Below are 24,933 nucleotides of genomic sequence, written 5' to 3' on the forward strand. Positions count from 1 at the left end.
CATTCCGGACAGGGCAATCCTGCGAGGGCAATCCGGACGGCGACCGCGTCCGGCGCCTACCTCCAGCGTGGCGGCTCGGGCAGCGGCGGCAGGCCGATATCGCGCCTGAGATGGTTGTCGAGATCGCCCGGCCAGAGCTCGCCCGACCGTCCGCGCGCGTCGAACAAGGCGGCGATGGCCGCGAACAGCACGCGCCAGGCGCCATGCTGTTCGATGACGACCGCGACGGGGATTGGCGGCTCGATCCGGCCCGCCCGCCGGTCAAGAAGGGTGCTCATGCTTTGCTTCATGGCGCGCCCGCCGCGCGGGAGCGTCCATGCCCTGATGCTGAGGTAAGAAAGATCTCGGTGACCGCGACGGAGCGCGGCCGGGGTCAGGACGGTGGCTGGTTCGGAAAGGGCTGGTCTGGAAAGACGCTGGCCGCGGCCTGAGGGATCAGGCCTGCCGGGTCATCGCTGCGAGGGGTCTCGCTTCGATGCGCCGGCGCCGATATCACGCAAGCCAGCCAGATAGCTGCCGAAACGCCAACGGAATGCGCGATAGGTGATGATCATGTCACGCCTCCCTGAGCTTGCGTGTTTCGGACCCGGCAACCATGGCAGCGGCATTCCGAATCGACAAGCCCCGGAGGGCGCCATCGGCGGAACTGCGGCCTTCGGGCCACAGCGGCCCGGCACCGCTCAGGCCGGGTGGCGGGTCCGGATCGTCTCGATGGCGGCCCCGACCGCCGCCTCGATGCTCAGCCGCGAGGTGTCGAGAATGACGGCATCCTCGGCCGGGCGCAGCGGTGCCGTGGCGCGGGCGCTGTCGCGGGCATCGCGTTCGCGCATCTCGGCCAGCACCTCCTCAAAGCTGGTCTCGACGCCCTTCTGGCGAAGCTCGAGAAACCGCCGCTCGGCCCGCACCTCGTCCGAGGCGGTGACGAAAAGCTTCGCGGGCGCTTCGGGACAGATCACCGTGCCGATGTCGCGCCCGTCCAGAACCGCGCCGCCCGCCCGCGCCGCGAAGGCGCGCTGGAAATCGACCAGCGCCGCGCGCACCTCGGGGATCGCCGCGACCTTGCTGGCGGCCTGGGCCACCTCGGGCGCGCGCAGATCGCCGCGCCCGAGCACCGATGGCTCGAGCGTCCGCGCCGCCTCGACCGGGTCGAGCCCGTCCAGCATCCGCGCCCCCACCGCCCGGTACAGAAGCCCGGTATCCAGATGGGCAAAGCCGAAATGCGCCGCGACCGCACGGCTGATCGTGCCCTTGCCCGCCGCCGCAGGGCCGTCAATGGCGACCGTGAAACTCATGCAATATCCTCCGGCAGCCCCGGCGCCTGCGGCAGCCCGTCCGTGATCTCGTAATAGGCGCCCTTGTCGGCACAGAAGATATGCGCCGCCATCCGGATCCCCGGATCGCCGTCAAGCGTGCCCGCGAACACCGCCAGATAGTCTTGCCCGCCGTCCCAGAACAGATTCGACCCGCAGACCGGACAGAACCCGCGCTGCGCCCCGGCCGAAGAGGCATACCACAGCACCTCGCCCTCGATGACGAGATCGTCGCGCAGAACCGTGGTGGCGGCGACATGATGGCCGCTGGCCTTGCGGCACTGACTGCAATGGCAGGCGACAACCGGGCTGAGCGGCCCGTCGATCCGGTAGCGGACCCTGCCGCAAAGGCAGCTTCCCGTCACGGTCATTCAGCCCCCCGCGCGAACGCGGCACCAAGAGCCGCCATGAGCCCCTCGAAGATCGGAAAGGAGGTCGCGATCGGCCCGCCATCGTCGATCGAGACCGGCCGTTGCGACGCCAGCCCCGCGCAGAGGAAGGACATCGCGATCCGGTGATCCAGATGGGTGGCGCAGGTCGCATCCCCCGGCAGGCTGCCCGGGCCGTGGCCATGGACGATCATCCAGTCCTCGCCCTCCTCGACCTCGGCGCCGCAGGCCCGGAGCCCCGTCACCATCGCCGCGATCCGGTCGCATTCCTTGACCCGCAGCTCGCCGATGCCGCGCATCACCGTCGCGCCGTCGGCAAAGGCCGCGACCACGGCAAGGATCGGGTATTCGTCGATCATCGAGGGCGCGCGTTCGGGCGGCACCTCGATCCCCGTCATGTCGGGCGAGAACCGGGCGCGCAGATCGGCCACCGGCTCGCCGCCCTCCTCGCGCGCGTTCTCGTAGCTCAAATCGGCGCCCATCTCGCGCAGGGTGGTGAAAAGCCCCGCCCTAGTCGGGTTCAGCCCGATCCCCGGCACCAGCACGTCCGAGCCCTCGACGATGAGCCCCGCCGCCACCGGGAAGGCGGCCGAACTGGGATCTCGCGGCACCGCGATGGTCTGAGGACGAAGCTCGGGATGGCCGGTCAGCACGATGGCCCGGCCCTCGGCCCCGTCCTCGACCCTGAGCGTCGCGCCGAAGCCCGCCAGCATCCGCTCGGTATGGTCGCGCGTCGCCTCGCGCTCGATCACCACGGTCTCGCCGGGGGCGTTCAGCCCGGCCAGCAGCACCGCCGACTTGACCTGCGCCGAGGGCACCGGCACGGCGTAGCGCACCGGCACCGGCTCGGCCGCGCCGATCAGCGTCATCGGCAGCCGTCCGCCCTGCCGCCCGAAGGCGCGGGTGCCGAAAAGCGCCAGCGGCTCGGTCACCCGCCCCATCGGCCGCTTCCGAAGCGAGGCATCGCCGGTGAAGGTCGCGGTCACGGGCGAGGTCGCCATCGCCCCCATGATCAGCCGCACCCCGGTGCCGGAATTGCCGCAATCGATCACATCCGGGGGCTCGGCGAAGCCGCCAACGCCCACGCCCTGAACGGTCCATGCCCCGGGCCCTTCATGGGTCACCTCGGCCCCGAAAGCCCGCATCGCCCTTGCGGTATCGAGCACGTCCTGGCCCTCGAGCAGCCCCGAGATCCGGGTCTCGCCGACCGCAAGCGCGCCGAGGATCAGCGCGCGATGGCTGATCGACTTGTCGCCGGGCACCACGGCCTCGCCCTTCAGCGGGCCGGAACGGCAGGCGGTCATCGGGATCGGATCGCCATGGGCGGACATGCGGGGAGCTCCTCGGACTGGTCCCCCGGGGCTTACCCAATGGCGAAGGAGCCGTCCAGCCTCGGCTCCTGCCTTACGCCTCGCCCAGCCAGATCGCGGGGTTGGTCTCGGCGATCCGGCGGAACGACGCCTCGCCCAGGGCCGCCCGCAGCCGGATCGCGACCGCCTTCTCCGACAGGTCCTGCTGCCGGGTCATGTAGAAATCCGACCCGAACAGGATGCGCGAGGCCAGCCGCTCGCGCTCGAGGAACAGCTTCAAAAGCGGCATGCAGGCGGCAAACCTGAAAAGCGTGTAGGAAATATCGGTGAAAAGATTGGGATAGGCGCCGCTCTCGATCATGTCGGCAATCGAGATCGCCCAGTTCCGCCGCCGCGCCTCGGGATCGAGCGGGTCGAGCCCCTCGCCCAGATAGGACAGCCAGTCGCGGTCGCCACCGAAATGCGCAAGACACAGCCTGAGGTCGGGAAAGGCCCGCAGGACCGGCACATGCGCCACGGGATCGGTCACCGCATCGGCCCGCGCCCGGCTCCAGCGCCGGTTCCTGACCCCGCCGCGCGAGCAATGCGAGACGACCGGAAGCCCACGTTCGACACAAAGCGGATAGACCTCGCGCATCAGGATCTCGTGGCTCGGTGCATAGCCGAGCCGGGGGTAGATCTTGACGCCGCGAAAGCCGTATTCGTCGAGACAGCGCCGAAGCTCGGCCACCGCGCCCGGCCGGTCGGGATGGATGGTGGCGAAGGGGATGACGCGATGTCCGACCTGCGGATCCCGGCTCAGCTCGTAAAGCTCGCGTTGCTGCGCCTCGAGCCCGACCGCCACCGGCCCGTAGCCGCAAAAGGCCAGATCCATCGGCAAGACCACGAAACGCGCGCTGTCGGGATAGTGCCGCAGCACCTCCAGGAACACCGCGCGCTGGCTGTCGCGGCAGCCGATGTCGCAGAAATGCTCGAGCCGCAGCAGCGCCTCATGGGCCCCTTCCCAGGGCAGCAGCCGCGCCGCCCCGCGCAAGCCGCGCAAGAGCCCCGGCCAGGCCCGGAGCGCGGCCACCGGCGGCGCCGGATAGCAAAGCGGCGCATGGGCGGCGGTGAAGGTATGGATGTGGCAGTTGGTGATCCGGATATCGGACATGACGCCCCCTTCCGCGTCCGCCGGAAAAGGCGCCGGCCCCTGCCAGCGCCCGCGCGGATCGCTTACGGGCTTCTTCTTGGTCCAAATACCCTGACGCGACCTTGCCCCCGCGCGCGCTGCCCGGGGCCGTGGGCGCGCAACGGCTCAGCGCCGGCGGAAGGTCAGATAATGCGGCACCCGCCCCTCGCGCAGCGCCTTCTGCTCGTATCGGGTCGAGATCCAGTCACCCCAGGGCCGCCGCCAGTCCTCGGCCCCCTCGGCCAGCCAGTCGAAACCGGCCTTCGGCACCTCGACCAGGGTCTGGCGCACATAATCGGGAATATCCGTCGCAACCCGGAACTGGCTGCCCGGCTTCAGCACCCGCGCCAGCGGCTCAAGGAATTCCGGCGTGACAAAGCGCCGCCGGTGATGGCGCGTCTTCGGCCAGGGATCGGGATACAGGAGGAAGGCGCGCGAGATGCTGGCCTCGGGCAGCACGTCGAAGAGATCGCGCACATCGCCCGGATGCACCGCCAGATTGTCGACCCCGGCCGCGCGGATCTTGCCCAGCAGCATGGCGACGCCGTTGATGAAGGGCTCGCAGCCGATGATCGCGGCGTCACGATGGGTCGCGGCCTGATGCACCATATGCTCGCCGCCGCCAAACCCCACCTCCAGCCAGACCTCGCGCCCGCCGAAGCGCGCCTCGAGATCGATCGGCACACGGTCCGGATTCTCGTCCCAGTCCACCGCCCCCGGCGCCAGCGCCGCCAGATCGCTGTCGAGATAGTCCTTCTGGCTCGGCCGGAGCGTCTTGCCATGGCGCCGGCCATAGAAATTCCGCCAGGCGCGCGCGGGCGCTCCGCCTTCGGTGTCGGGGGTATGGTCGGGGCTCTTGCGGGTCTCGTCGCTCATCGGCCGCGCCATAGGCCGCGCCCGGCCCGCGGTCAAGCGCCGAGCGCATCCGCGGCACGGCAAGGGCGCGCACCTTGCGGCGCGCGCCCCCCGTGAAACTCGGACCGATGCGCCGGGACAGGCCCGGCACCGGCGCCGTCTCAGAACGGCTTCTTCAGCGCCTCGGCCAGATCGGTGCGTTCCCAGGAGAAACCGCCATCCTCCTCGGGTGCCCGGCCGAAATGGCCATAGGCCGCGGTCCGCGCGTAGATCGGACGGTTCAGCCCCAGATGCTCGCGGATGCCGCGCGGGGTAAGATCCATCGCCTGCTCCACGGCCTTCTCGATCTCGGTCTCCGGCACCTTGCCGGTGCCATGGGCATCGACATAGATCGACAGCGGCTTGGCGACGCCGATGGCATAGGACAGCTGCAGCGTGCATTTCGAGGCCAGCCCCGCCGCCACCACGTTCTTGGCCAGGTAGCGCGCCGCATAGGCGGCCGAGCGGTCGACCTTGGTCGGGTCCTTGCCCGAGAAGGCTCCGCCGCCATGGGGCGCCGCGCCGCCATAGGTATCGACGATGATCTTGCGGCCGGTCAGCCCGGCATCGCCGTCGGGTCCGCCGATCACGAAGGTGCCGGTGGGGTTGACCCACCATTCGGTCCCCTCATGCAGCCAGCCCTCGGGCAGGACCTCGCGGATATAGGGCTCGACGATGGCGCGGATGTCGTCCGAGTTCTGGTCCTCGCGCGCATGCTGGGTCGAGAGTACGATCGAGTCCACCGCGACCGGGCGGCCATGCTCGTAGCGCACGGTCAGCTGCGACTTGGCATCGGGCCTCAGCGTGGGCTCGGCACCGGATTTCCGCGCCTCGGTCAGACGGCGCAGGATCGCATGGGCGTACTGGATCGGCGCGGGCATCAGCTCGGGCGTCTCGTCGGTGGCGTAGCCGAACATGATCCCCTGGTCGCCAGCGCCGTCCTTGTCCACGCCTTGCGCGATATGGGCGGATTGCTCATGCAGGAAGTTCAGCACATGGCAGGTGTTCCAGTGGAACTTGTCCTGCTCGTAGCCGATATCCCGGATGCACTCGCGGGCGATCTCGCCGATCGAGCCCATAAGCTGTTTCAGGCGGACCTTGTCCGTAAGACCGACCTCACCGCCGATCACCACCAGCGACGAGGTCGCGAAGGTTTCGCAGGCGACGCGGGCATTGGGTTCCTCGGCGAGGAAGGCATCCAGAACCGCGTCGGAAATGCGGTCGCAGACCTTGTCGGGATGACCCTCCGAAACGGATTCAGAGGTGAAGACATAGTTTTGACGTGTCATGGAAAGGCGCTCCGTTATGCTATCCCCGCCACGCCAGGAAGCCGTTGTGACGGTTCGACCGTTTGGGTCTACGCCCCGGTATCTCAGGACGCAATGTCTATTTCATGGCGCGGGTTGCGACGAAAAAGGCCAATCCCAGACAAAGCAGAATCAGGACCGGCGCGTCACCGGTCCGGGCATAGGGCGTTTCATCCAGCGCCGGGGGCAACGGCGCGGTGATCTGACCGGCGCGCCCCAGCGGCAGGCTGGCAAGCACCCGGCCGCGAGCGTCGATCACCGCCGAGACCCCGGTATTGGCCGCGCGCAGGAAGGGCAGACCGGTCTCGACCGCCCTCAGCCGGGCCAGCGCCAGATGCTGATAGGGGCCGGTCCGGGTCCCGAACCAGGCGTCATTGGTCACCTGCAGGATCCAGCGCGGCCGCGCGGTTCCACGCAGATCCTGCGGAAACACCGCCTCGTAGCAGATCAGCGGCAGCGCCTGCCCGAGACGCGCCCCGAGATCGAGCAGCCGCGGCCCCGGCCCCGGCGCATAGCCGTAGACGTCATTCGCCGCGAGCCCCCGGATGCCGAACCGCCCGAGCAGTGAAGCCCCCGGAATATACTCGCCGAAAGGCACCAGGTGATGCTTGTCGTAAAGCCCCAGAAGCCGCCCGCCCGCACCGATCACCGCGAGGCTGTTATAGGCCAAGGGCCCGTCTGAACGCTGGATCCCCGCCGCGACCGGCACGCCGCCCGCCGCCCGGGCAATCTGCCCGAGCCCGTCCCCGGCGTTTTCGAGCCAGAACGGCACGGCGGTTTCGGGCCAGACGATCAGGTCGGGCGGCGGGTCGCCCGGCTCGGCGGTATAGGCAAGCTGACGCTCCCAGAAGACCGGGATCATGTCGCGCCGCCATTTCAGATGTTGCGCCGCATTGGGCTGGATCAGACGCACCTGCGGCGGATCGGGCTCTGCCGGCACCCGAGCCGCCTCGCGCGCCCAGCCCCAGAGCCCGAGCCCCGCCACCGCCGCCACCGCGAGCCCCGCGCCGAGGCTCCGGCCGGGTCCGACCGGCAGCAGGACCGGCAGGGCCGCGACCAGAAGCGTGACGAGGGTCAGTCCGTATTGCCCGGTCAGCGCCGCCAGCTGCATCTGCGGCGCCCCGATCCAGACATGGCCCGGCAATGCCCAGGGAAAGCCGGTCAGCACATAGCCGCGCGCCAGTTCCGCCGCAGACAGCGCCAGAACGAAGGCCAGCGCCCGGCCGCGCGGCCCCCGCCCCGCCCATCCGGCAAAGGCCCCGGCCGCGCCCCAGAACAGCGCCAGTCCGGCCGCCATCAGGATCAGCGCAAAGGGTGCCATCCAGCCGTCATGGCGGATATCGACAAGAAAGGGCTCGACAATCCAGGACAACGCCAGCGCGAAATGGCCCGCACCACCCGCCCAGGCGATCCGCGCCGAGCGGCCGGGCGTGCCCCCCCGAGCGACCAGCCAGATCAGGCCGGCCAGCGCGCAAAGCGCCAGCGGCCAGAGCGACCAAGGGGCCTGGCCCAGTGCAAGCCCCAGCCCCAGCCCGAAGGCCGCCCAGGTGGGCCAGGCGGGCCGGGCGAAAACCCGGCGGAACCGAGCGGGCCGCATTCGGGTCAGGCTGTGGCCGCAGCGGCGGCGGTCGCCTCGGGCAGACGCACCCGCAGCCGCTTGATCCGGCGCGGATCGGCATCGACCACCTCGAACTCGGCGCCCGAGGCATGGCGGATCACCTCGCCGCGCGCGGGCACCCGGCCGATCATCATGAAGATCAGCCCGCCGAGCGAATCGACCTCTTCCTCTTCCTCGGCATCGAGCAGCCGCATGCCGATCTCGTCCTCGAAGGCGTCGAGCGGCGCGCGGGCCTGCACCAGGTAGACCCCGGGCTTCTCGACGATCCAGAGCGAGCCCTCGTCGATGTCATGCTCGTCCTCGATCTCGCCGACGACCTGCTCGATCAGGTCCTCGATGGTCACCAGACCGTCGACCCCGCCATATTCGTCGATCACCAGCGCCATGTGCATCCGCTGGCTCTGCATCTTCTGCAACAGCACCCCGATCGGCATCGAGGGCGGCGCGTAAAGCAGCGGGCGGATCATGTCCTTCAGCACGAAGGGCGTGTCCTTGCCGTTGAAGCCGTGGCGCAGCGCGAAATCCTTGAGATGCACCATGCCCACGGGCGAATCCAGCGTGCCGTCATAGACCGGCAGCCGGGTCAGCCCCGACTCGCGGAAGACCTGCACCAGATCCTCCATCGAGACATCGAGCGGCACCGCGTCGATCTCGGCCTTCGGAACCGCAACATCCTCGACCCGCATCTTCGCGAGATTGCCAATGCCATGGGTAAGCGCCGGTCGCGCGATCCCGTTGCCCAAAGCGTGGTCTCCGCCCTCTTCGGAATGCTCGGCGCCTGCAGGCAGGATCGCCGCTACCAGCCGGCCCAGAAGGCCCCGGCTGTCCAGATTGTCGGTGTCTAGCGCGCCCTGCGCGGCCCTAGACGACCCGTCCGTCTCGTCGCCCATCAATCCTTACCGAAATTCCCGGGCACTTTGACCCGTCTCAATCATATGGGTCAGTGAGACCTAGCTTGGCAAGTATTTCCACCTCGATCCCTTCCATAAGGGCGGCGTCCCGCGACCGGACATGGTCATATCCCAACAGATGCAGGCAGCCATGTACCATCAGATGGGTTACGTGATCGTTAAACGGCTTGCCCTGCTCGCGCGCCTCGCGGAGGCAGGTTTCCCAGGCGATGGCGATATCGCCCAGTTCCACAGGCGCGCCCTCGATTTCGGGCTCAGGCGGCAGCGGCGCATCGCCATCCGCCTCGGCGGCCAGATCCTCGGTCGGCCAGGACAGCACATTGGTCGGCGCGGATTTGCCGCGAAAGCTGGCATTGAGCCCGGCGATGCGCATATCGTCGCAGGCCAGCAGGCTGATCTCATGCGCGTCGGGATCGAACCCCAGATGCGCCAGCGTCTCGCGGCAGGCGGTTTCGGCCAGCCGGTCCAGCCCGGCCTCGGCCCAGCGCGCATCCTCGAACAGAATCTCGATAGTCATGGCCGCGGGATCTACCGCGAAACCGCGCCGCGCAACAGGGCCTTCCAAGCGCCCCGACCGCGCGGCTCAGGTCTTCGCGTCATCGGCGTCATAGGCCTCGATGATCCGGGCCACCAGCGGATGGCGCACCACGTCCCTGGCCGTGAAATAGCTGAACGAGATGTTGTCGATCGGCTTCAGCAACCGTTCGGCATCGGCCAGCCCGCTCGAGACCCCGCGCGGCAGATCAACCTGGGACCGGTCGCCGGTGATCACCATGCGGCTGCCCTCGCCCAGACGGGTCAGGAACATCTTCATCTGCATGGTGGTGGCGTTCTGCGCCTCGTCGAGCACCACGAAGGCATTGGCCAGCGTCCGGCCGCGCATGAAGGCCAGGGGCGCGATCTCGATCCGCTTCTCCTCGATCAGCTTGGCCAGCTGGCGCCCCGGCAGGAAATCGTGCAGCGCGTCGTAAAGCGGCTGCATGTAGGGATCGACCTTCTCCTTCATGTCGCCGGGGAGAAAGCCCAGCCGCTCGCCCGCCTCGACGGCGGGACGGCTGAGGATGATGCGGTCGACATGGCCGCCGATGAACATGTTCACCGCCACCGCCACCGCGATATAGGTCTTGCCGGTCCCGGCCGGACCGATCCCGAAGCAAAGCTCGTTCTCCTGCAGCGCCCGGACATAGGCCTTCTGGGCCTCGGTGCGCGGCTCGACCACCTTCTTGCGGGTATGGATCTCGATGCGCCCGCCCTGGAACATCTCGAGCTGATCGCCCGCCCCCGCCTCGGGGCCGGCGGCCTCGCCAAGCCGGAGCGCGCCGTCGATATCGCCCGCCTCGACCGGCTGGCCGGTCTCGAGCCGGGCGTAAAGCTGTTGCAGGACCATCGCCGCCTGCCCGCGCGCCTCGGGGTCGCCGACAATCGCAAGACGATTGCCGCGCCGCGGGATATGCACGCCAAGCTTGTGTTCGATCTGCGCCAGATTGCGGTCGAATTCGCCGCAAAGGTCGATCAGAAGGCGGTTGTCCGGAAACTCGAGCAACATCTCGTGGACGTCCTCGGTCTGCGGCGGGGGGGTCAGAGCGCTGATGCCCAATAAAGACTCCGTCGGTCTAGGTTGCGCAGATATGGTGCCAACGCCCCGGGGGCGGCGCAAGCCATAGCTGCCATGTTTCACCCAGTTGATACATGAATCCCAAAGATCGTGATCGCAGCGGGCAGTCCCGCCGCCCCTCCGCCCAGCCAGCAGGCATTCCGCGAACCGGGCGGCCGGACCGGGCCCCGGTTCGTCGGCGCAGGCTTTCGGCGGGCATCCGCCGTCGCGGCCCGCATCGCGTTTCGGCCACTGGAACGGACTGCTAGGAGGAGGGCAGGTGCGGCAGACCGCCGCCCCACCCGATACCCGTGCGGCTCCGGCCCGGACGGCCGCCGCCTTCCCGCACCCCGCGGGACGCGGAGGCAGCCCCCGGCCCCCGGCGCCGCACATCTTTCGTCTCGAGCCCGCAAAGGACCCGATCCGCATGTCTACCGATCCCGAACCCCAAAACTCCGCCGAACTCCTGTCCGAAGAAAAGATGCCGCTGATCGCCTATGCGCTTTACATCATCGGCGTGATCTTCCCGCTCTTGACCCTGGCCGGGCTGATCCTTGCCTACCTCAAGCGCGGCGAGGCTCCGGACTGGCACAAGGGCCACTACACCTATCTGATCCGCACCTTCTGGATCGGCCTGCTGATCTCGTTTGTCGGCCTCATCCTGACCTTCGTCGGCATCGGTGTCCTCGTGCTGATCGCCTGCGGGGTCTGGTATCTGGTGCGCACGATCAAGGGCCTGCTGCGGTTCAACAGCCGCCGCCCGATCGACAATCCGACCACCTGGCTGATCTGAGCCCGCCCCGGAAGACAGCCTCGAACACAGCGACACCGGCCCGTTGCGGCCGGTGTCCCGCCCGGCCCCGGGCTCACTCGGCCGACAGGCGTCCGGCCAGCGAATTCGGCGCCGCAGCGGTGATGTCGACCCGGGCGATGCGGCCCAGAAGCGTTTCCGGCGCCTCGACATGGACCGCCTGTAGATGGTCGGACTTACCGACCAGCTGACCCGGCATCCGTCCCGCCTTCTCGAACAGCACACCGACGCTCTTGCCGACCATGGCCTGCTGCGCGGCCTCCTGCTGCTCGGCCAGAAGCGCCTGCAACCGCGCCAGACGCTCGGCCTTGACCTCTTCGGCGACATGGGCGCGCTCGGCCGCCGGCGTGCCGGGACGGGGCGAATACTTGAAGGAATAGCACTGGCCGTAGCCGACCTCGCGGACCAGCGCCAGCGTGTCCTCGAAATCGGCCTCGGTCTCGCCCGGGAAGCCGACGATGAAATCGCCCGACATCAGGATATCGGGCCTGGCGGCGCGGATGCGGTCGATCAGGCGCAGATAGCCCTCGGCGGTATGCTTGCGGTTCATCGCCTTCAGCACCCGGTCCGAGCCCGACTGCACCGGCAGATGCAGATAGGGCATCAGTTCGGTCACCTCGCCATGGGCGGCGATCAGGTCATCCTCCATGTCATTCGGATGCGAGGTGGTGTAGCGAAGCCGGTGGAGCCCGTCGATCGCGGCCAGCTCGCGGATCAGCCGCGCCAGCCCCCAGTCGCCGTCGGTCCCGGCGCCGTGATAGGCGTTGACGTTCTGGCCCAGAAGCGTGATCTCGCGCACCCCGCGTTCGACCAGATCGCGCGCCTCGGCCAGCACCTTTTCGGCCGGGCGCGAAACCTCGGCGCCGCGGGTATAGGGCACGACGCAGAAGGCACAGAACTTGTCGCAGCCCTCCTGCACGGTCAGGAAGGCGGTCGGGCCGCGCCGGGCCCGGGCGCGCCCGCCCAGCCGGTCGAACTTGTCCTCTTCGGGGAAATCGGTGTCGAGCGCCTTCGCCCCCTGCCGCGCCCGCGCCTCGAGCTCGGGCAGGCGGTGATAGCTCTGCGGCCCCACCACCAGATCGACCAGCGGCTGGCGGCGCAGGATCTCGTCGCCCTCGGCCTGGGCAACGCAGCCCGCGACCCCGATCTTCAGATCGGGATTTTCGGCCTTCAGCGCCTTCAGACGACCCAGCTCGGAATAGACCTTCTCGGCCGCCTTCTCGCGGATATGGCAGGTATTCAGCAGGATCAGGTCGGCGCCCTCGGCGCTGTCCGCGATCTCGTAGCCCGACGGCGCCAGCGCCTCGGCCATCCTCTCGCTGTCATAGACGTTCATCTGACAGCCATAGGTCTTGATGAAAAGCTTGCGGGTCGGGGAAGTGGAGGAGGTCATGCGCGCGTCCTTCCGGTCAACGGGCCGGTCAGCGGGGTCAGTCTGTGGGATCGGCCGGCGAGGTCGGTTGCGCGCTGTCCTACACGAAACCGGTCCCGGGCCGCAACGCCTGCATCCCGCTTGCATATGAGCGCGCCCTGCCCGACCCTGCCACAAGGAGGACAGGAGGTCCGGCATGGCGGGGCGGTACAAGGGGCTGGCCGATTTTCTGGCGCGCGCGGGCAAGGCGCTCGGCCCGCGGCCGGTCGGGCTGATCTTCGTCGAGGACGAGGTCGAGGTCGAAAGCACGATCGACCATCTCGACGCGCTGGGCTTCGGCGCGCTCGTCCTGTTCACGCCTCCGCGGCTGAAGCTCTCGCCCGCCTCGGAGGAACGGATACACCGCGTCGCCTACGACACCCGGGCCGAGGGCGCCCTGCCCCGCGCGGTCAGCGCGGTGATCGCCGCGGCCCCCGGGATCTGGCTGCATTACTGCTATAATGCCGAATACCTGTTCTTTCCGTTCTGCGAGAGCCGCAGCATCGGCGAGATGCTGGACTTCCACGGCGAGGACGGGCGCGAAGCGATGCCGACCCATGTGGTCGATCTCTACGCCGCCGATCTCGACCGCCATCCCGGCGGCGTCTCGCGCGACAGCGCGCTGCTCGACCGCGCCGGTTATTTCGCCCGGCCCCGCACCGACCCCGCGACCGGACAGCCGCTGGAGCGGCAAAGCGACATTTTCGGCGGGCTGCGCTGGCGTTTCGAGGAACATGTCCCCGCGCATCGGCGGCGAATCGACCGGATCGGGCTGTTCCGGGCGCGGCGGGGGCTGCGGCTGCTCGACGGGTATCTCATGTCCGATCCCGAGATGAACACCTGTGCCGGCGACCGAGGCAACACCCTCACCGCCGCAATCTGTTCGTTCCGCGCGGCGAAGGCGCTGCGCACCAACCCCGCCTCACGTCTGGAGATCGCGGATTTCCGCTGGCCGATGTCCGAAGAGTTCCGCTGGGAGTCGCAGCAACTGATGGATCTGGGGCTGATGGAACCCGGGACCTGGTTCTAGCGCGGCCAGAGGCTCCCCGGATGGGCCGCTTCGGGTCGGCAGGCACAAGACCCGGGATGCAGCCAGAAGAACACCGGCAGAAGAACACGGGGCCCGGGGAAGGATGCTTCCCCGGGCCCGGTGTCATTTATGCTGCTTCAGCCGTCATCCCCCGGCCCTGCGCAAATCATGCACAGCGCGCGGCGGCTCAGACCCGGCGCAACCGGATCACGACGTCGATCTTCGATATCTCGGCCCCCTCGGGCGCCTCGGGAAGCCGGGCGATCTCGAGCGAGCCCGCAGGCGCATCGCTCAGCCGGTGATCGTCTTCCCAGAAGAAGTGCGGGTGGTCGTCGACCCGGGTGTCGAAATAGCTTTTCGTCCCGTCGACCATGACTTCCTGCATCAGGCCTGCATCGCAGAAGGCCCGAAGCGTGTTATAGACCGTCGCCAGCGACACTTTCTCGCCCGTCGCGCAGGACGCGGCATAAAGCGTTTCCGCTGTCACATGGCGGTTGTTGCCATCGCCGATCAACAGGGCGGCAAGGCTCACCCGTTGACGCGTGGGACGCAGACCGGCCTTGGAAAGCCAGCGGCCGCTCCGCTCGATGGCGTCGGGATGGTTTGGGTTCTCGTTCAACTGTGCCATGGGCGATATATGGTAATCCAGAGCCTGTAATTCAAATGATTCTGATCTGCAGCGACGCTTTGGCGCGGCATCGGGGCGCTATTGCCACTTTGCGAGGCGCGGTGCTAGAGGGGGCGCAACGCGAAACAGGACAACCCAAGGGGGGACGGGTCCCGTATGACCGATTTTCCGACGAGCTTCGGCAAGGACGAGCTCCTGAAATGCGCGCGGGGCGAACTGTTCGGCCCCGGCAATGCGCAGCTGCCGGAACCGCCGATGCTGATGATGGATCGCATCACCGAGATCAGCGCCGATGGCGGCCCCAACGGCAAGGGGCATGTCGTGGCCGAGTTCGACATCCACCCGGATCAATGGTTCTTCGCCTGCCATTTTCCCGGCAATCCGATCATGCCCGGCTGTCTCGGCCTCGACGGGCTGTGGCAGCTGACCGGCTTCAACCTCGGCTGGCGCGGCTGGAAGGGCCGCGGCTATGCGCTGGGCGTGGGCGAGGTCAAGCTGACCGGCATGGTCCGCCCCGATCGCAAGATGATCCGCTACTTCGTTGATTTCACCAAGGCCGTGCAGACCCGCCGTCTGACGATGGGTGTGGCCGATGGCCGGGTCGAGGCCGATGGCGAAACGATCTATCATGTGAAAGACATGAAGGTCGCTCTGTCTGAAAGCTGATCCATCCCAGGAAAGGAGACCGCCATGCGCCGCGTCGTCATCACGGGCATGGGCATCATCTCGCCCATCGGCAATTCCACGGCCGAGGTCGAGGCGTCCCTGCGCGCCGGCCGCTCCGGCATCCGGTTCGAACCCGTCTATGCCGAAAACGGCTTCCGCAGCCAGGTTGCGGGCATTCCCCAGATCGACCTCGAGGGGTCGATCGACAAGCGCCAGCTGCGCTTCATGGGCGCGGGTGCGGCCTATAACTACCTCGCCATGGAACAGGCCATCGCCGATGCCGGGCTCGAGGCCGACGAGGTGTCGAACCCGCGCACCGGGCTGATCGTGGGCTCTGGCGGGCCGTCGACCGCGAATTTCTTCGTCGCCCACTCGACCGTGAAGGAAAAGGGCAGCCCCAAGCGGATGGGCCCGTTCATGGTCACGCGCTGCATGTCCTCGACCAACTCGGCCTGCCTGGCGACGCCGTTCAGGATCAAGGGCGTGAACTACTCGATCACCTCGGCCTGCTCGACCTCGGCGCATTGCATCGGCAACGCCGCCGAACTGATCCAGATGGGCAAGCAGGACGTGATCTTCGCCGGCGGCGGCGAGGAGGTCGACTGGACGCTGTCCTGCCTGTTCGACGCGATGAACGCGATGTCGTCGAAATACAACGACACCCCCGAAACCGCCTCGCGCCCGTTCGACGCGACCCGCGACGGCTTCGTGATCGCCGGCGGCGGCGGTGTCGTGGTGCTCGAAGAGCTGGAACATGCCAAGGCCCGCGGCGCCACGATCTATGCCGAAGTGACCGGCTATGGCGCCACATCCGACGGCTATGACATGGTCGCCCCGTCGGGCGAGGGCGGCGAACGCTCGATGGAACTCGCGCTCGCGACCCTGCCCGAGGGCCGCCGGGTCGATTACATCAACGCCCATGGCACATCGACGGTGGCGGGCGACGTGACCGAGGTGAAGGGCGTGCGCAACGTCTTCGGCGAGGACGCCATGCCGCCGATCGCCTCGACCAAGTCGCTGACCGGCCACAGCCTCGGCGCGACCGGTGTGCATGAGGCGATCTATTCGCTGATCATGATGCGGAAAGGTTTCATCGCCGCCTCTGCCAACGTGACCGAGCTCGACCCCGAGATCCGGCCGGGCGAGATCGCGACCGAGCTGCGCGAGGGCGTCGAGATCGACAGCGTGCTGTCGAACAGTTTCGGGTTCGGCGGAACCAACGCCACCCTGCTGATGAGCAAATATCACGGATGACCAGCGATGCCTGAGTTGATGAAAGGAAAGCGCGGCCTCGTCATGGGCGTCGCCAATGACCGGTCGATTGCCTGGGGCATCGCAAGGGCGATGGCCGCCGAGGGCGCAGAGCTTGCGTTCTCGTATCAGGGCGAGAATTTCGGCCGGCGCGTCCAGCCGCTGGCCGAAAGCGTGGGATCGAGCCTTCTCGTCGATGTCGATGTGACCGACGACGCCTCGCTCGATGCCGCCTTCAGCCGGATCGAGAAGGAATGGGGCAGGCTCGACTTCCTGGTCCATGCCATCGCCTATTCCGACAAGACCGAGCTGACCGGGCGGTTCATCAACACCTCGCGCGAGAATTTCCGCAATTCGCTGACGATCTCCTGCTATTCGCTGATCGAGGTGGCGCGCCGGGCGCAGCCCCTGATGCCCGATGGCGGCACCATCCTGACGCTGACCTATCAGGGCTCGAACCGGGTCACGCCGTTCTACAACGTGATGGGCGTGGCCAAGGCGGCGCTGGAATCGACCATGCGCTATCTCGCCTCCGATCTCGGCCCCGAGGGCATCCGGGTCAACGCGATTTCGCCCGGGCCGATGAAGACGCTCGCAGGGGCGGCCATCGCGGGCGGGCGCAAGACCTTCCGCCATACCGAGATGAATGCGCCGCTGGGCCATAATGCCACGCTCGAGGCGATCGGGGGCACCGCGGTCTATCTGGCCTCGGATATGGGGGCCTGCACCACCGGCGAGATCATCACCGTTGATGGCGGCTATCACGTCCTCGGCATGCCCCGCTTCGAGAACATCTGAGCCCGCCCCGACATCCCACCCCGCCATGCGGGCCGTCCTTCATCGACCCGGGCCCCGGCCCGGGTCGATGCGTTTTCAGGGCCCGAGGGCCCGGCTGCGCCGGTCAGGCGATCGAGACCAGCTCGATCTCGAAGGTCAGGTCCTTGCCCGCCAGCGGGTGGTTGCCGTCAAGCAGCACGACCTCTTCGGTGACATCGGCCACCGTGACCGGCAGCACCTCGCCCTCGGCGGTCTGCACGTTGAGACGCGTGCCCACTTCCAGCGGAACCGTGTCGGGCACCTGTTCGCGCGGGATCGCCTGGGTCGCGTCGGGATTATGCGCGCCATAGGCCTCGGCGCAGGGGACATCCACGGTCTTCGTGTCGCCTTCGGACATGCCCGGCAGAGCGGCGTCGAGCCCGGGAATGATCTGACCAGCCCCCACGGTGAATTCAAGCGGATCGCGACCTTGCGAGCTGTCGAAGGTCGAGCCGTCGGCCAATGTGCCGGTGTAATGGATACGAACCTTGTCGCCCGGTTTAACCTGGGTCATGCGCGGTTCCTTTCGGTGAGGCGGGTGAGTTTGCGGAGGCCGCGCGCCGCGCGCGGGTACTCCGGACGTGCGACAAGGGTAATTGACCGGTCAGCGATGTAAACCCTGAGCCGGGCCGGGTTTCGCGCCCGTTTCCCTTTTTTTCTGCCGCTTTCGCCCCGTTTCCGCCCATCGGGGCTCAGCGCGCGGGCGTTATCAGCCCCAGCGCCGCCCCGGTCGGGTCCGAGACGATGGCGATCCGCCCGATATCCGGCACCTCGAACGGCTGCCGGATCACGACGCCACCGCCCCGTTCGGTCTCGTTCAGCGCCTTTTTCAGATCATCGACCGCGAAATAGCTGAACCAGTGCGGCGGCACCTGGTCCATGTCCGGCAGCCCGGCCAGATCCATCACCCCCACCACCGGCCGGGCGCCGCGATGGCCGACCTGATAGACCCCGGCCCCCATCGGGACCGGCTGAAAATGCCAGCCGCACACCGCCTTGTAATATTTCAGCGCCCCGGGCACGTCCCGGGTCATCAGTTCGGTCCACCAGACCTGGCCATGGTTCTGCGACATCTCTCCCTCCCTCGATGCGCCGCACCCGGATTCGTGCAATCGCGGCATGGCGTAACCTTCCCACCTTCCCGCCCTTGTGCCAATCTCGCCCTGCGAGGGAGGATGCGATGCCGATAACCGCCTGTATCTTCGATGCCTATGGAACGCTTTTCGACGTCTCGGCCGCCGCGCGCCGGGCCGCCGCCGAGCCCGATCATGCCTGTCTGGCCGGGCTCTGGGCCGAGTTCGCCGTCACCTGGCGCGAGAAGCAGCTTGACTATACCTGGCTCCGGGCGATCACCGGGGCGCATGCCGATTTCCGGCAGGTGACCGGCGAGGCGCTCGACTGGGCGCTCGAAGCCCATGGCCTGGGTGGCGAGGCCGGGTTGCGCGCCCGGCTGATGGCGCTTTACCGCGACCTCGACGCCTATCCAGAGGCCCCCGCCATGCTTGGGGCGCTCAGACGCGCGGGCAAGGCCACCGCGATCCTGTCGAATGGCAGTCCCGGGATGCTGGAAGATGCGGTCGCCGCGGCCGGCATGGACGGGCTGTTCGACGATCTGCTGTCGGTCGAGACCGTCGGCATCTACAAGCCCCACCCCTCGGTCTATGACCTTGTCGGCCAGCGCTTCGGCTGCGACCGCTCCGAGGTTCTGTTCGTCTCGTCGAATGGCTGGGATGCCGCCGCGGCGGCGGGCTACGGCTTCGTGACCGCCTGGGTCGACCGCAACCGCGCCCCGGTCGAGCGCCTGCCCTGGCGCCCGGCTCATGTACTGCACGACCTCGCCGAGATCCCGTCGCTGGTGGAGGCGCTGTCATGACCCGCTTTGCCGCCGATGACGGACGGATGCTTGCCTATGACGACCGGGGCCGCGGCACGCCGCTTCTGTGCCTGGCCGGGCTCACCCGCAACATGGACGATTTCGAACCGGTGCTCGACGCCTTCGCCGGCCGTGCCCGGGTGATCCGGCTCGACACCCGCGGTCGCGGCGGCTCGGACCGCGACCCGGATTTCATGAATTACAACCTGATCCGCGAAAGCCGCGACGCGCTGAACCTGATGGACCATCTCGGGCTGGACCGCGTGGCGATCCTCGGCACCTCGCGCGGCGGGCTGATCGCGATGATGCTGGCGGCCAGCCACAAGGACCGGCTGTCCGGGGTCTGCCTCAACGATATCGGCCCGCTGGTCGAGCCCCGCGGCATGGCCCATATCATGTCCTATCTGGGCCTTCCGCCCGGCTATGCCGATTATGACGACGCCGCCGCGCAACTGGCCCTGAAGATGCGCGACCGCTTCCCCGGCGTCGGCCGCGACCAGTGGCGGGCCTATGCGCGCAGGCTCTGGGACGCCACCCCCGACGGGCTGGCGCTGCGATATGACCCGGCGCTCCGCCATGCGGTGATGGAACAGTCGGCCACCGATGCCCTGCCCGATCTCTGGCCGCTTTTCGATGCGCTGGACGGGCTGCCGCTGGCGCTGATCCGCGGTGCGCATTCCGACATTCTCTCGCCCGAAACCGCCAGCGAGATGCAGCGCCGACGCCCCGACATGATCTTTGCCGAGATACCCGATCGCGGGCATACCCCCTTTCTCGACGAACCTGCCGCGGTGACTGCCATCGCGACGCTGCTGGAGCGCATTGCATGACCATTGACCAGATCGAGGCCGCCGCCGCGCGGCTCTCCGGAAAGGCGCGGCGGACGCCGCTTCTGTCCTCGCCCTTTCTCGACGAAATCGCCGGTCGGCGCGTTCTGGTGAAGGCCGAATGCCTGCAGCATACGGGCAGCTTCAAGTTCCGCGGCGGCTGGTCGGCGCTGTCGGCGCTGGCGCCCGAGGCCCGCGCCCGCGGCGTGATCGCCTATTCCTCGGGCAACCATGCCCAGGGCGTGGCGCTGGCCGCGCGGATGCTGGACGCACCCGCGGTCATCCTCATGCCCTCGGACGCCCCCGCCCCCAAGATCGCCAATACCCGCGCGCTCGGCGCCGAGGTCGTCACCTATGACCGCGCCACCGGCGACCGCGACGCCATCGGCGCCGAGCTGGCCGAAGCCCGCGGTCTGACCCTGGTGCGCCCCTTCGACGACCCGCAGGTGATCGCGGGCCAGGGCAGCTGCGGGCTCGAGATCGCGGCGCAGGCCGCCGATGAGGGGATCGCGGCGGCCGAGGTGCTGGTGCCCTGCGGCGGCGGCGGGCTGACCTCGGGCGTGGCGCTGGCGCTCGAGGCGCGGGCACCCGCTTTCCGGGTGCGCCCGGTCGAGCCCGAGGGCTTCGACGATGTCGCCCGCTCGCTGGCCTCGGGCCGGATCGAGGCCAACACGCGCCGCGCGGGCTCGCTTTGCGACGCGATCCAGACGCCCGCGCCCGGTGCGCTGACCTTCCCGGTCATGGCCCGGCTCTGCGGCCCCGGGATCGCGGTCACCGAAGACGAGGCGCTGCGTGCGATGGCGGCCGCTTTCGAGCGGCTGAAGATCGTCCTCGAACCGGGCGGCGCGGTGGCGCTGGCGGCCGCGCTGTATCATCCCGAGGCGGTCGCGGGCGAGGCCGTCATCGCCATCGGCACCGGCGGCAATGTCTCGACCGAGACCTTCCGCATGGCCCTTGACCGCCATGGGGACGCAGCCTGACGCCTTTCACCATTGCAACATTTCAGGCCCCGCCCCTGATCGGCCGGATCGGGGATATTATGCTTTTACGAAATACAGTTCCGCCGGAAATACCCTGAGGCGGGACTTCGCGGCGGGAACAACTGATCCGCATGAAACCCGACATTTCGGCCTTTCAGCAGATCTGTGCCCCCGCGCCGCTGCAACAGGTGATCCCGCGGCCGCTGCACCTGCCGCTGGGATCGTTTCGGACCATGTCCCGGTGATGGCCCGATCCCGCGTCGCACCGATTGACGCCCCGGGCCCGCTCGGCCATCCTGCGCCCCGGCCCCTATGAGGAGACAGCGCATGAAGATCGCCGATCTGGGCGACGTGGCCCTGCATTATCGCGAGGACGGCCCGCCGGACGGCGCGCCGGTCGTCTTCGCCAATGCGCTCGGCTGCGACCTGCGGATCTGGGATGACGTGATCGAGCGCCTGCCCGCGGGTCTGCGCGCCATTCGCTACGACATGCGCGGCCATGGCCTGTCATCCTGCCCGCCCGGCCCCTATTCCATGGGCGCGCTGATCCGCGATGCAGAACGGCTGCTCGAGGCTCTCGCCGTGCGCGATTGCGTCTTCGTCGGCCTTTCCATCGGCGGGATGGTCGCGCAGGGGCTGGCGGTCAAGCGCCTCGATCTGGTCCGGGCCATGGTGCTGTCGAACACCGCCGCCAAGATCGGCACCCCGGAGATCTGGCAGGACCGCATAGAAGCAGTCCGCAAGGGCGGCATCGCGGCCCTGTCCGAGGCCACGCTGACACGCTGGTTCTCACGCCGCTATCGCCAAAGCCCGGACTGCACGCTCTGGCAGAACATGCTGAACCGACAGCCGGTAGAGGGCTATCTGGGCTGCTGCGCCGCGATCTCGGGCACCGATTTCTACACGCCCACCGCCAGCCTCACCCTGCCGACCCTTGTTATTGCGGGCAGCGAGGACGGCTCGACCCCGCCCGATCTGGTGCGCGAGACTGCCGGCCTGATCAAGGGCGCGCGGTTCCATCTGATCCGCGGCGCGGGCCATCTGCCCTGCATCGACAGGCCCGAGGACTATGCCGCGGTGCTGACCACCTTCCTGCGCGAGATCGGCCATGTCGAAAGCTGCCCCGAAAGTGCAGGCTAGGCTTTACCTTTTCGAACCACCCTGCGCCGCAAATCAGCTATTATTCTCGGCTGAGAGAAAGATGAATTTTCAGATTCGAACCCTCCCGATATCCGAGGACCGCGCATGTCCCGCTTTCTCCTGATCCACGGATCCTGCCATGGCGCCTGGTGCTGGCGCGACGTTCTGACGGCGCTGAACCGTTCCGGGGCCGAGGCCCGGGCCATCGACCTGCCCTCGCATGGGGCCGATCCGACACCGATTGCCGATGTCACGCTCGATCTCTATGCCGACGCGATCCTGGACGCGATCGACGAACCGGTCGTCCTTGTCGGCCATTCAATGGCGGGTTTCCCGATCTCGGCCGCCGCCGAGAAGGCGCCCGGGAAGATCCGCGCGCTGGTCTATGTCTGCGCCTATGCCCCGGTTGCGGGCCGGTCGCTCGTCGACATGCGCCGCGCCGCGCCGCGTCAGCCGCTGCTCGAGGCCATCGTCAAATCCGCGGATGGGCTGTCCTTCACCTTCGACCCCGATCTGGTGCGCGAGAAGCTTTTCCATGATTGCAGCGACGCGGCCGTGGCCTATGCCAAGGCCCGGCTCGACCCGCAGCCGATCCTGCCCCAGGCCACACCCATTGCCCTGAGCGAGCGTTATGCCTCTGTTCCCAAACACTATATCCGCTGCCTGCAGGACCACGCCATTCCGCCCGAATACCAGGCCACGATGACCGCGGACTGGCCCGCCGAGCGTGTCGACACGCTCGACTGTTCGCATTCCCCGTTTCTTGCCCAGCCCGAGGCGCTGGCCGCGCTTCTGCTCAAGGCCGCCGCGATGCCCTGACCAGGCCCTGCATCATCTGCGCCGCCATCACCGGCTCCGTCGCCCACAAGGAAGACAATCCGGCGGTGCCGAGCAGATCGACAGCCTGCAGCACTGCTTCGAAGCCCGCACCGCCCATTACCATCTCCGCACTGACGTGCCGGAGCCCAAGCTCGGCCCCCACGAAATTCGCCCGCCGGATGAAGGTGATCCGCAAGCATTGCCCCGGAGTGATCCTGCAGGTCTCGACCGGCGGACGTTCGGGCGGGCACGCGGCCCGGGAGGCATGCTGCCGCAGCGGTCAGCAGATGGCCTCACTTGCGGTCGGATCGAACAGTTTTCCGACACGGGTCGACGAGCATTCGCTCGATCTGGTCGATTGGCCAGCCTCGGAAATGCAGAAATACGATGTGAAGCCCGAAATCGAGGCCTTCGATCTCGACCATATCTTCCAGGCGATGAAGATGAACCGGAACGGCCGCCTGAAGGCGCCGCTTTACGTGCGGTTCGCTATAGGGTTCAGGCATGCGATGCCGGCCGACCGCCCGAGCTTCGAATTCCATGTCGAGACGCTGAGGCGGATCGCCCCCGATGCCGAACGGTTCGGCGCGGGGATCGGGCGGCACCTGATCGAGGTCAATGAATGGCCGATCCCGCTGGGCGGCCATACCCGCACCGGGCGCAAGGACAATGTCGGGCCCGACCGCGACAGAGTCGCGCCCTCGAACGCGGCGCTGGCGCGGCGCGCGGCCCGGCTCTGCGCAGGCCACGGATGCCCGGTGGCCTGCCCCGTCGAGGCCCGCGCGACCCTTGGTCGGCCTCTTGCCCCGCGAAGGGGGTTTGAACCGGCGCCGCGGGCGGGCTATGCGGAGGACGTTCTTTCCTGCGGAAGCCCGCCATGCCCCAGCCCTCGCCCCGTCTTCCGATCGTCTTCATCCTGGTGACGCTGGTGCTCGACGCCATCGGGATCGGGCTGATCCTGCCGGTGATGCCGGATCTGATCCGCGACATCGACGGCGGCACGGGCCTCGGCCAGGCGGCGGTCTGGGGCGGGATCCTGTCCACCGTCTTCGCGGTCATGCAGTTTCTCTGCGGCCCGACCGTCGGCAGCCTCTCGGACCGGTTCGGCCGCCGCCCGGTGTTGCTGATCTCGCTGGCGACGATGGCGCTCGACTATGTGGTGATGGCGCTGGCGGGCTCGATCTGGCTGTTGCTGGCCGCGCGCGTCGTCGGCGGCGTCACCGCCTCGACCCAGGCCACCGCCAGCGCCTTTCTGGCCGACATCTCGAAACCCGAGGAAAAGGCCGCCCGCTTCGGCATGGTCGGCGCCTCCTTCGGGATCGGCTTCGTGATCGGGCCGCTGATCGGCGGCTTCCTGGGCGAGCTGGGCCCGCGCGCGCCGTTCTGGGCCGCCGCCGGCCTTGCCACGCTGAACCTGATCTTCGGCGCGATGGTGCTGCCCGAGACCGTCACCGACCGCATCCGCCGCCCGTTCGAGTGGCGCCGCGCGAACCCCTTGGGCGCGTTCCGCGCCATCGGCCGCCTGCCCGGCATCCGGCCGCTTCTGCTGCTGTTCTTCCTCTATGAATTCGCGATGTTCATCTATCCGGCGATCTGGGCCTATTTCACCCAGTACCGCTTTGGCTGGAGCACGGGCACCGTCGGCATCTCGCTTGCCATGTTCGGGATCGGGGTCGCCATCGTGCAGGGCGGGCTGATCCGCGTCGTGCTGCGGGTGATGGGCGAGCGGATCGCGGTCTGGTACGGGCTTGGCTACAATTTCATGGCCTTCCTCGCCATCGGCCTGATCGGCAACGGCAGCGTCGTCCTGGTGCTGACGCCGATGATCGCGCTTGGCGCGGTGGTGACGCCCGCGCTGCTGGGGATGATGTCGAAGGCGGCCGACGACAACCAGCAGGGCGAGCTGCAGGGCATGGTCAGTTCGCTGCGCTCGGTCGCGATGATCGCCTCGCCCCTGGTGATGACCCAGACCTTCTTTTTGTTCAGCCGCCCCGACGCGCCGCTGCACCTGCCCGGCGCGCCCTTCCTGCTGGCCTCGGGGGTGATGGTGGTCTGCGCCCTGGTCTTCGCGCTCAGGCGCGCCGCGACTGCCGATACCGGCATCCGGAGGCGGGCCTGATCCGACAGGTCGGGGCGGCCCGGGACGGCGCATATTGACACAATTGCAACCATGGGAA

27 protein-coding genes and 1 riboswitch are annotated in these 24,933 nt (G+C 68.1%); of the genes, 12 read left to right on the top strand and 15 right to left on the bottom strand.

What is annotated here, in order from left to right; translation table 11 throughout:
* Window positions 1-56: 56 nt before the first annotated feature.
* From A6W98_RS16890 to A6W98_RS16940, 11 genes are all read right to left on the bottom strand, one after another.
* Window positions 57-278 (bottom strand): hypothetical protein, encoded by a 222-nt coding sequence (locus A6W98_RS16890; RefSeq protein WP_042463516.1) that lies wholly within the window; start codon window positions 276-278, stop codon window positions 57-59.
* A gap of 402 nt (window positions 279-680) precedes the next feature.
* On the bottom strand, window positions 681-1,292 hold the full coding sequence (gene cmk, locus A6W98_RS16895; protein ID WP_042463519.1) for a (d)CMP kinase: 612 nt from the start codon (window positions 1,290-1,292) through the stop codon (window positions 681-683).
* Entirely contained in the window at window positions 1,289-1,681 is a 393-nt protein-coding gene (locus tag A6W98_RS16900; protein ID WP_042463521.1) for a GFA family protein, read from the bottom strand. The genes cmk and A6W98_RS16900 overlap by 4 nt, the downstream gene beginning before the upstream one ends.
* The gene (gene aroA / locus A6W98_RS16905) at window positions 1,678-3,030 is read right to left on the bottom strand and encodes a 3-phosphoshikimate 1-carboxyvinyltransferase (protein WP_042463524.1); all 1,353 of its coding nucleotides are present in this window, start codon (window positions 3,028-3,030) and stop codon (window positions 1,678-1,680) included. Before aroA ends, A6W98_RS16900 begins: the two co-directional genes overlap by 4 nt.
* Before the next feature lie 73 nt (window positions 3,031-3,103).
* Window positions 3,104-4,162 carry an amidohydrolase family protein gene (locus tag A6W98_RS16910; RefSeq protein WP_042463527.1) on the bottom strand — a complete coding sequence of 353 codons (1,059 nt, stop codon included), beginning with the start codon at window positions 4,160-4,162 and terminating at the stop codon, window positions 3,104-3,106.
* 144 nt (window positions 4,163-4,306) lie between these two features.
* Window positions 4,307-5,056 (bottom strand): tRNA (guanine(46)-N(7))-methyltransferase TrmB, encoded by a 750-nt coding sequence (gene trmB, locus A6W98_RS16915; protein WP_042465318.1) that lies wholly within the window; start codon window positions 5,054-5,056, stop codon window positions 4,307-4,309.
* A gap of 140 nt (window positions 5,057-5,196) precedes the next feature.
* Complete coding sequence (gene metK / locus A6W98_RS16920) at window positions 5,197-6,363, bottom strand: methionine adenosyltransferase (protein WP_042463529.1); 1,167 nt, start codon at window positions 6,361-6,363, stop codon at window positions 5,197-5,199.
* Window positions 6,364-6,370: 7 nt separating this feature from the next.
* Window positions 6,371-6,419, bottom strand: a riboswitch (SAM-SAH riboswitch).
* A gap of 41 nt (window positions 6,420-6,460) precedes the next feature.
* The gene (gene lnt / locus A6W98_RS16925) at window positions 6,461-7,978 is read right to left on the bottom strand and encodes an apolipoprotein N-acyltransferase (protein WP_042463532.1); all 1,518 of its coding nucleotides are present in this window, start codon (window positions 7,976-7,978) and stop codon (window positions 6,461-6,463) included.
* A 5-nt stretch (window positions 7,979-7,983) separates the two neighbouring features.
* Window positions 7,984-8,889: a hemolysin family protein gene (locus A6W98_RS16930; protein ID WP_042463535.1), complete on the bottom strand. Its 906-nt coding sequence runs from the start codon at window positions 8,887-8,889 to the stop codon at window positions 7,984-7,986.
* 37 nt (window positions 8,890-8,926) lie between these two features.
* Entirely contained in the window at window positions 8,927-9,427 is a 501-nt protein-coding gene (ybeY, locus tag A6W98_RS16935; RefSeq protein WP_042465319.1) for an rRNA maturation RNase YbeY, read from the bottom strand.
* Window positions 9,428-9,493: 66 nt separating this feature from the next.
* Window positions 9,494-10,507: a PhoH family protein gene (locus A6W98_RS16940; protein WP_042463538.1), complete on the bottom strand. Its 1,014-nt coding sequence runs from the start codon at window positions 10,505-10,507 to the stop codon at window positions 9,494-9,496.
* A gap of 424 nt (window positions 10,508-10,931) precedes the next feature.
* Between A6W98_RS16940 and A6W98_RS16945 the strand changes: the two genes are divergently transcribed.
* Window positions 10,932-11,297, top strand: coding sequence for a DUF4870 family protein (locus tag A6W98_RS16945; protein ID WP_042463541.1), 366 nt, complete (start codon window positions 10,932-10,934; stop codon window positions 11,295-11,297).
* A 73-nt stretch (window positions 11,298-11,370) separates the two neighbouring features.
* Here A6W98_RS16945 and miaB read toward each other — a convergent pair whose 3' ends face one another.
* A complete protein-coding gene (gene miaB, locus A6W98_RS16950; protein ID WP_042463543.1) occupies window positions 11,371-12,708 on the bottom strand; it encodes a tRNA (N6-isopentenyl adenosine(37)-C2)-methylthiotransferase MiaB in 1,338 nt (445 codons plus the stop codon).
* A gap of 175 nt (window positions 12,709-12,883) precedes the next feature.
* Here miaB and A6W98_RS16955 point away from each other — a divergent pair, with 175 nt between their 5' ends.
* Window positions 12,884-13,756, top strand: a complete 873-nt coding sequence (locus A6W98_RS16955) for a hypothetical protein (protein ID WP_042463546.1) — start codon at window positions 12,884-12,886, stop codon at window positions 13,754-13,756.
* Between the two features lie 187 nt (window positions 13,757-13,943).
* On the opposite strand, the gene irr is transcribed toward A6W98_RS16955, so the two are convergent.
* Entirely contained in the window at window positions 13,944-14,384 is a 441-nt protein-coding gene (irr, locus tag A6W98_RS16960; protein ID WP_042463549.1) for a Fur family transcriptional regulator Irr, read from the bottom strand.
* 156 nt (window positions 14,385-14,540) lie between these two features.
* Here irr and fabA point away from each other — a divergent pair, with 156 nt between their 5' ends.
* Genes fabA through A6W98_RS16975 form a run of 3 tightly spaced genes read left to right on the top strand, consistent with a single transcriptional unit; the run spans window position 14,541 to window position 17,099 of the window.
* Window positions 14,541-15,050 (top strand): bifunctional 3-hydroxydecanoyl-ACP dehydratase/trans-2-decenoyl-ACP isomerase, encoded by a 510-nt coding sequence (gene fabA, locus A6W98_RS16965; protein ID WP_042463552.1) that lies wholly within the window; start codon window positions 14,541-14,543, stop codon window positions 15,048-15,050.
* Between the two features lie 24 nt (window positions 15,051-15,074).
* Window positions 15,075-16,304: a beta-ketoacyl-ACP synthase I gene (gene fabB, locus A6W98_RS16970; RefSeq protein WP_042463555.1), complete on the top strand. Its 1,230-nt coding sequence runs from the start codon at window positions 15,075-15,077 to the stop codon at window positions 16,302-16,304.
* A gap of 6 nt (window positions 16,305-16,310) precedes the next feature.
* Complete coding sequence (locus A6W98_RS16975; protein ID WP_042463559.1) at window positions 16,311-17,099, top strand: enoyl-ACP reductase FabI; 789 nt, start codon at window positions 16,311-16,313, stop codon at window positions 17,097-17,099.
* A 103-nt stretch (window positions 17,100-17,202) separates the two neighbouring features.
* Here A6W98_RS16975 and A6W98_RS16980 read toward each other — a convergent pair whose 3' ends face one another.
* Window positions 17,203-17,631, bottom strand: a complete 429-nt coding sequence (locus A6W98_RS16980) for an FKBP-type peptidyl-prolyl cis-trans isomerase (protein ID WP_042463562.1) — start codon at window positions 17,629-17,631, stop codon at window positions 17,203-17,205.
* A 178-nt stretch (window positions 17,632-17,809) separates the two neighbouring features.
* Window positions 17,810-18,190 carry a VOC family protein gene (locus A6W98_RS16985; RefSeq protein WP_042463564.1) on the bottom strand — a complete coding sequence of 127 codons (381 nt, stop codon included), beginning with the start codon at window positions 18,188-18,190 and terminating at the stop codon, window positions 17,810-17,812.
* Window positions 18,191-18,297: 107 nt separating this feature from the next.
* Between A6W98_RS16985 and A6W98_RS16990 the strand changes: the two genes are divergently transcribed.
* The 7 genes from A6W98_RS16990 (at window position 18,298) to A6W98_RS17025 (ending at window position 24,875) form a co-directional block, all read left to right on the top strand.
* On the top strand, window positions 18,298-18,990 hold the full coding sequence (locus A6W98_RS16990; protein WP_042463567.1) for a haloacid dehalogenase type II: 693 nt from the start codon (window positions 18,298-18,300) through the stop codon (window positions 18,988-18,990).
* Window positions 18,987-19,820, top strand: a complete 834-nt coding sequence (locus A6W98_RS16995; protein ID WP_042463570.1) for an alpha/beta fold hydrolase — start codon at window positions 18,987-18,989, stop codon at window positions 19,818-19,820. The genes A6W98_RS16990 and A6W98_RS16995 overlap by 4 nt, the downstream gene beginning before the upstream one ends.
* A complete protein-coding gene (locus A6W98_RS17000) occupies window positions 19,817-20,797 on the top strand; it encodes a threonine ammonia-lyase (RefSeq protein WP_042463573.1) in 981 nt (326 codons plus the stop codon). Before A6W98_RS16995 ends, A6W98_RS17000 begins: the two co-directional genes overlap by 4 nt.
* 327 nt (window positions 20,798-21,124) lie before the next feature.
* The gene (pcaD, locus tag A6W98_RS17005; protein ID WP_042463576.1) at window positions 21,125-21,937 is read left to right on the top strand and encodes a 3-oxoadipate enol-lactonase; all 813 of its coding nucleotides are present in this window, start codon (window positions 21,125-21,127) and stop codon (window positions 21,935-21,937) included.
* A gap of 105 nt (window positions 21,938-22,042) precedes the next feature.
* Window positions 22,043-22,756, top strand: coding sequence for an alpha/beta fold hydrolase (locus A6W98_RS17010; protein WP_042463579.1), 714 nt, complete (start codon window positions 22,043-22,045; stop codon window positions 22,754-22,756).
* Window positions 22,757-22,821: 65 nt separating this feature from the next.
* Window positions 22,822-23,679, top strand: coding sequence for a beta-keto acid cleavage family enzyme (locus tag A6W98_RS17020; protein WP_231098298.1), 858 nt, complete (start codon window positions 22,822-22,824; stop codon window positions 23,677-23,679).
* Entirely contained in the window at window positions 23,634-24,875 is a 1,242-nt protein-coding gene (locus tag A6W98_RS17025; protein ID WP_042463582.1) for a TCR/Tet family MFS transporter, read from the top strand. The genes A6W98_RS17020 and A6W98_RS17025 overlap by 46 nt, the downstream gene beginning before the upstream one ends.
* Window positions 24,876-24,933 lie beyond the last annotated feature (58 nt).

It is taken from the genome of Rhodovulum sulfidophilum DSM 1374, from assembly GCF_001633165.1.
Taxonomy (GTDB): domain Bacteria; phylum Pseudomonadota; class Alphaproteobacteria; order Rhodobacterales; family Rhodobacteraceae; genus Rhodovulum; species Rhodovulum sulfidophilum.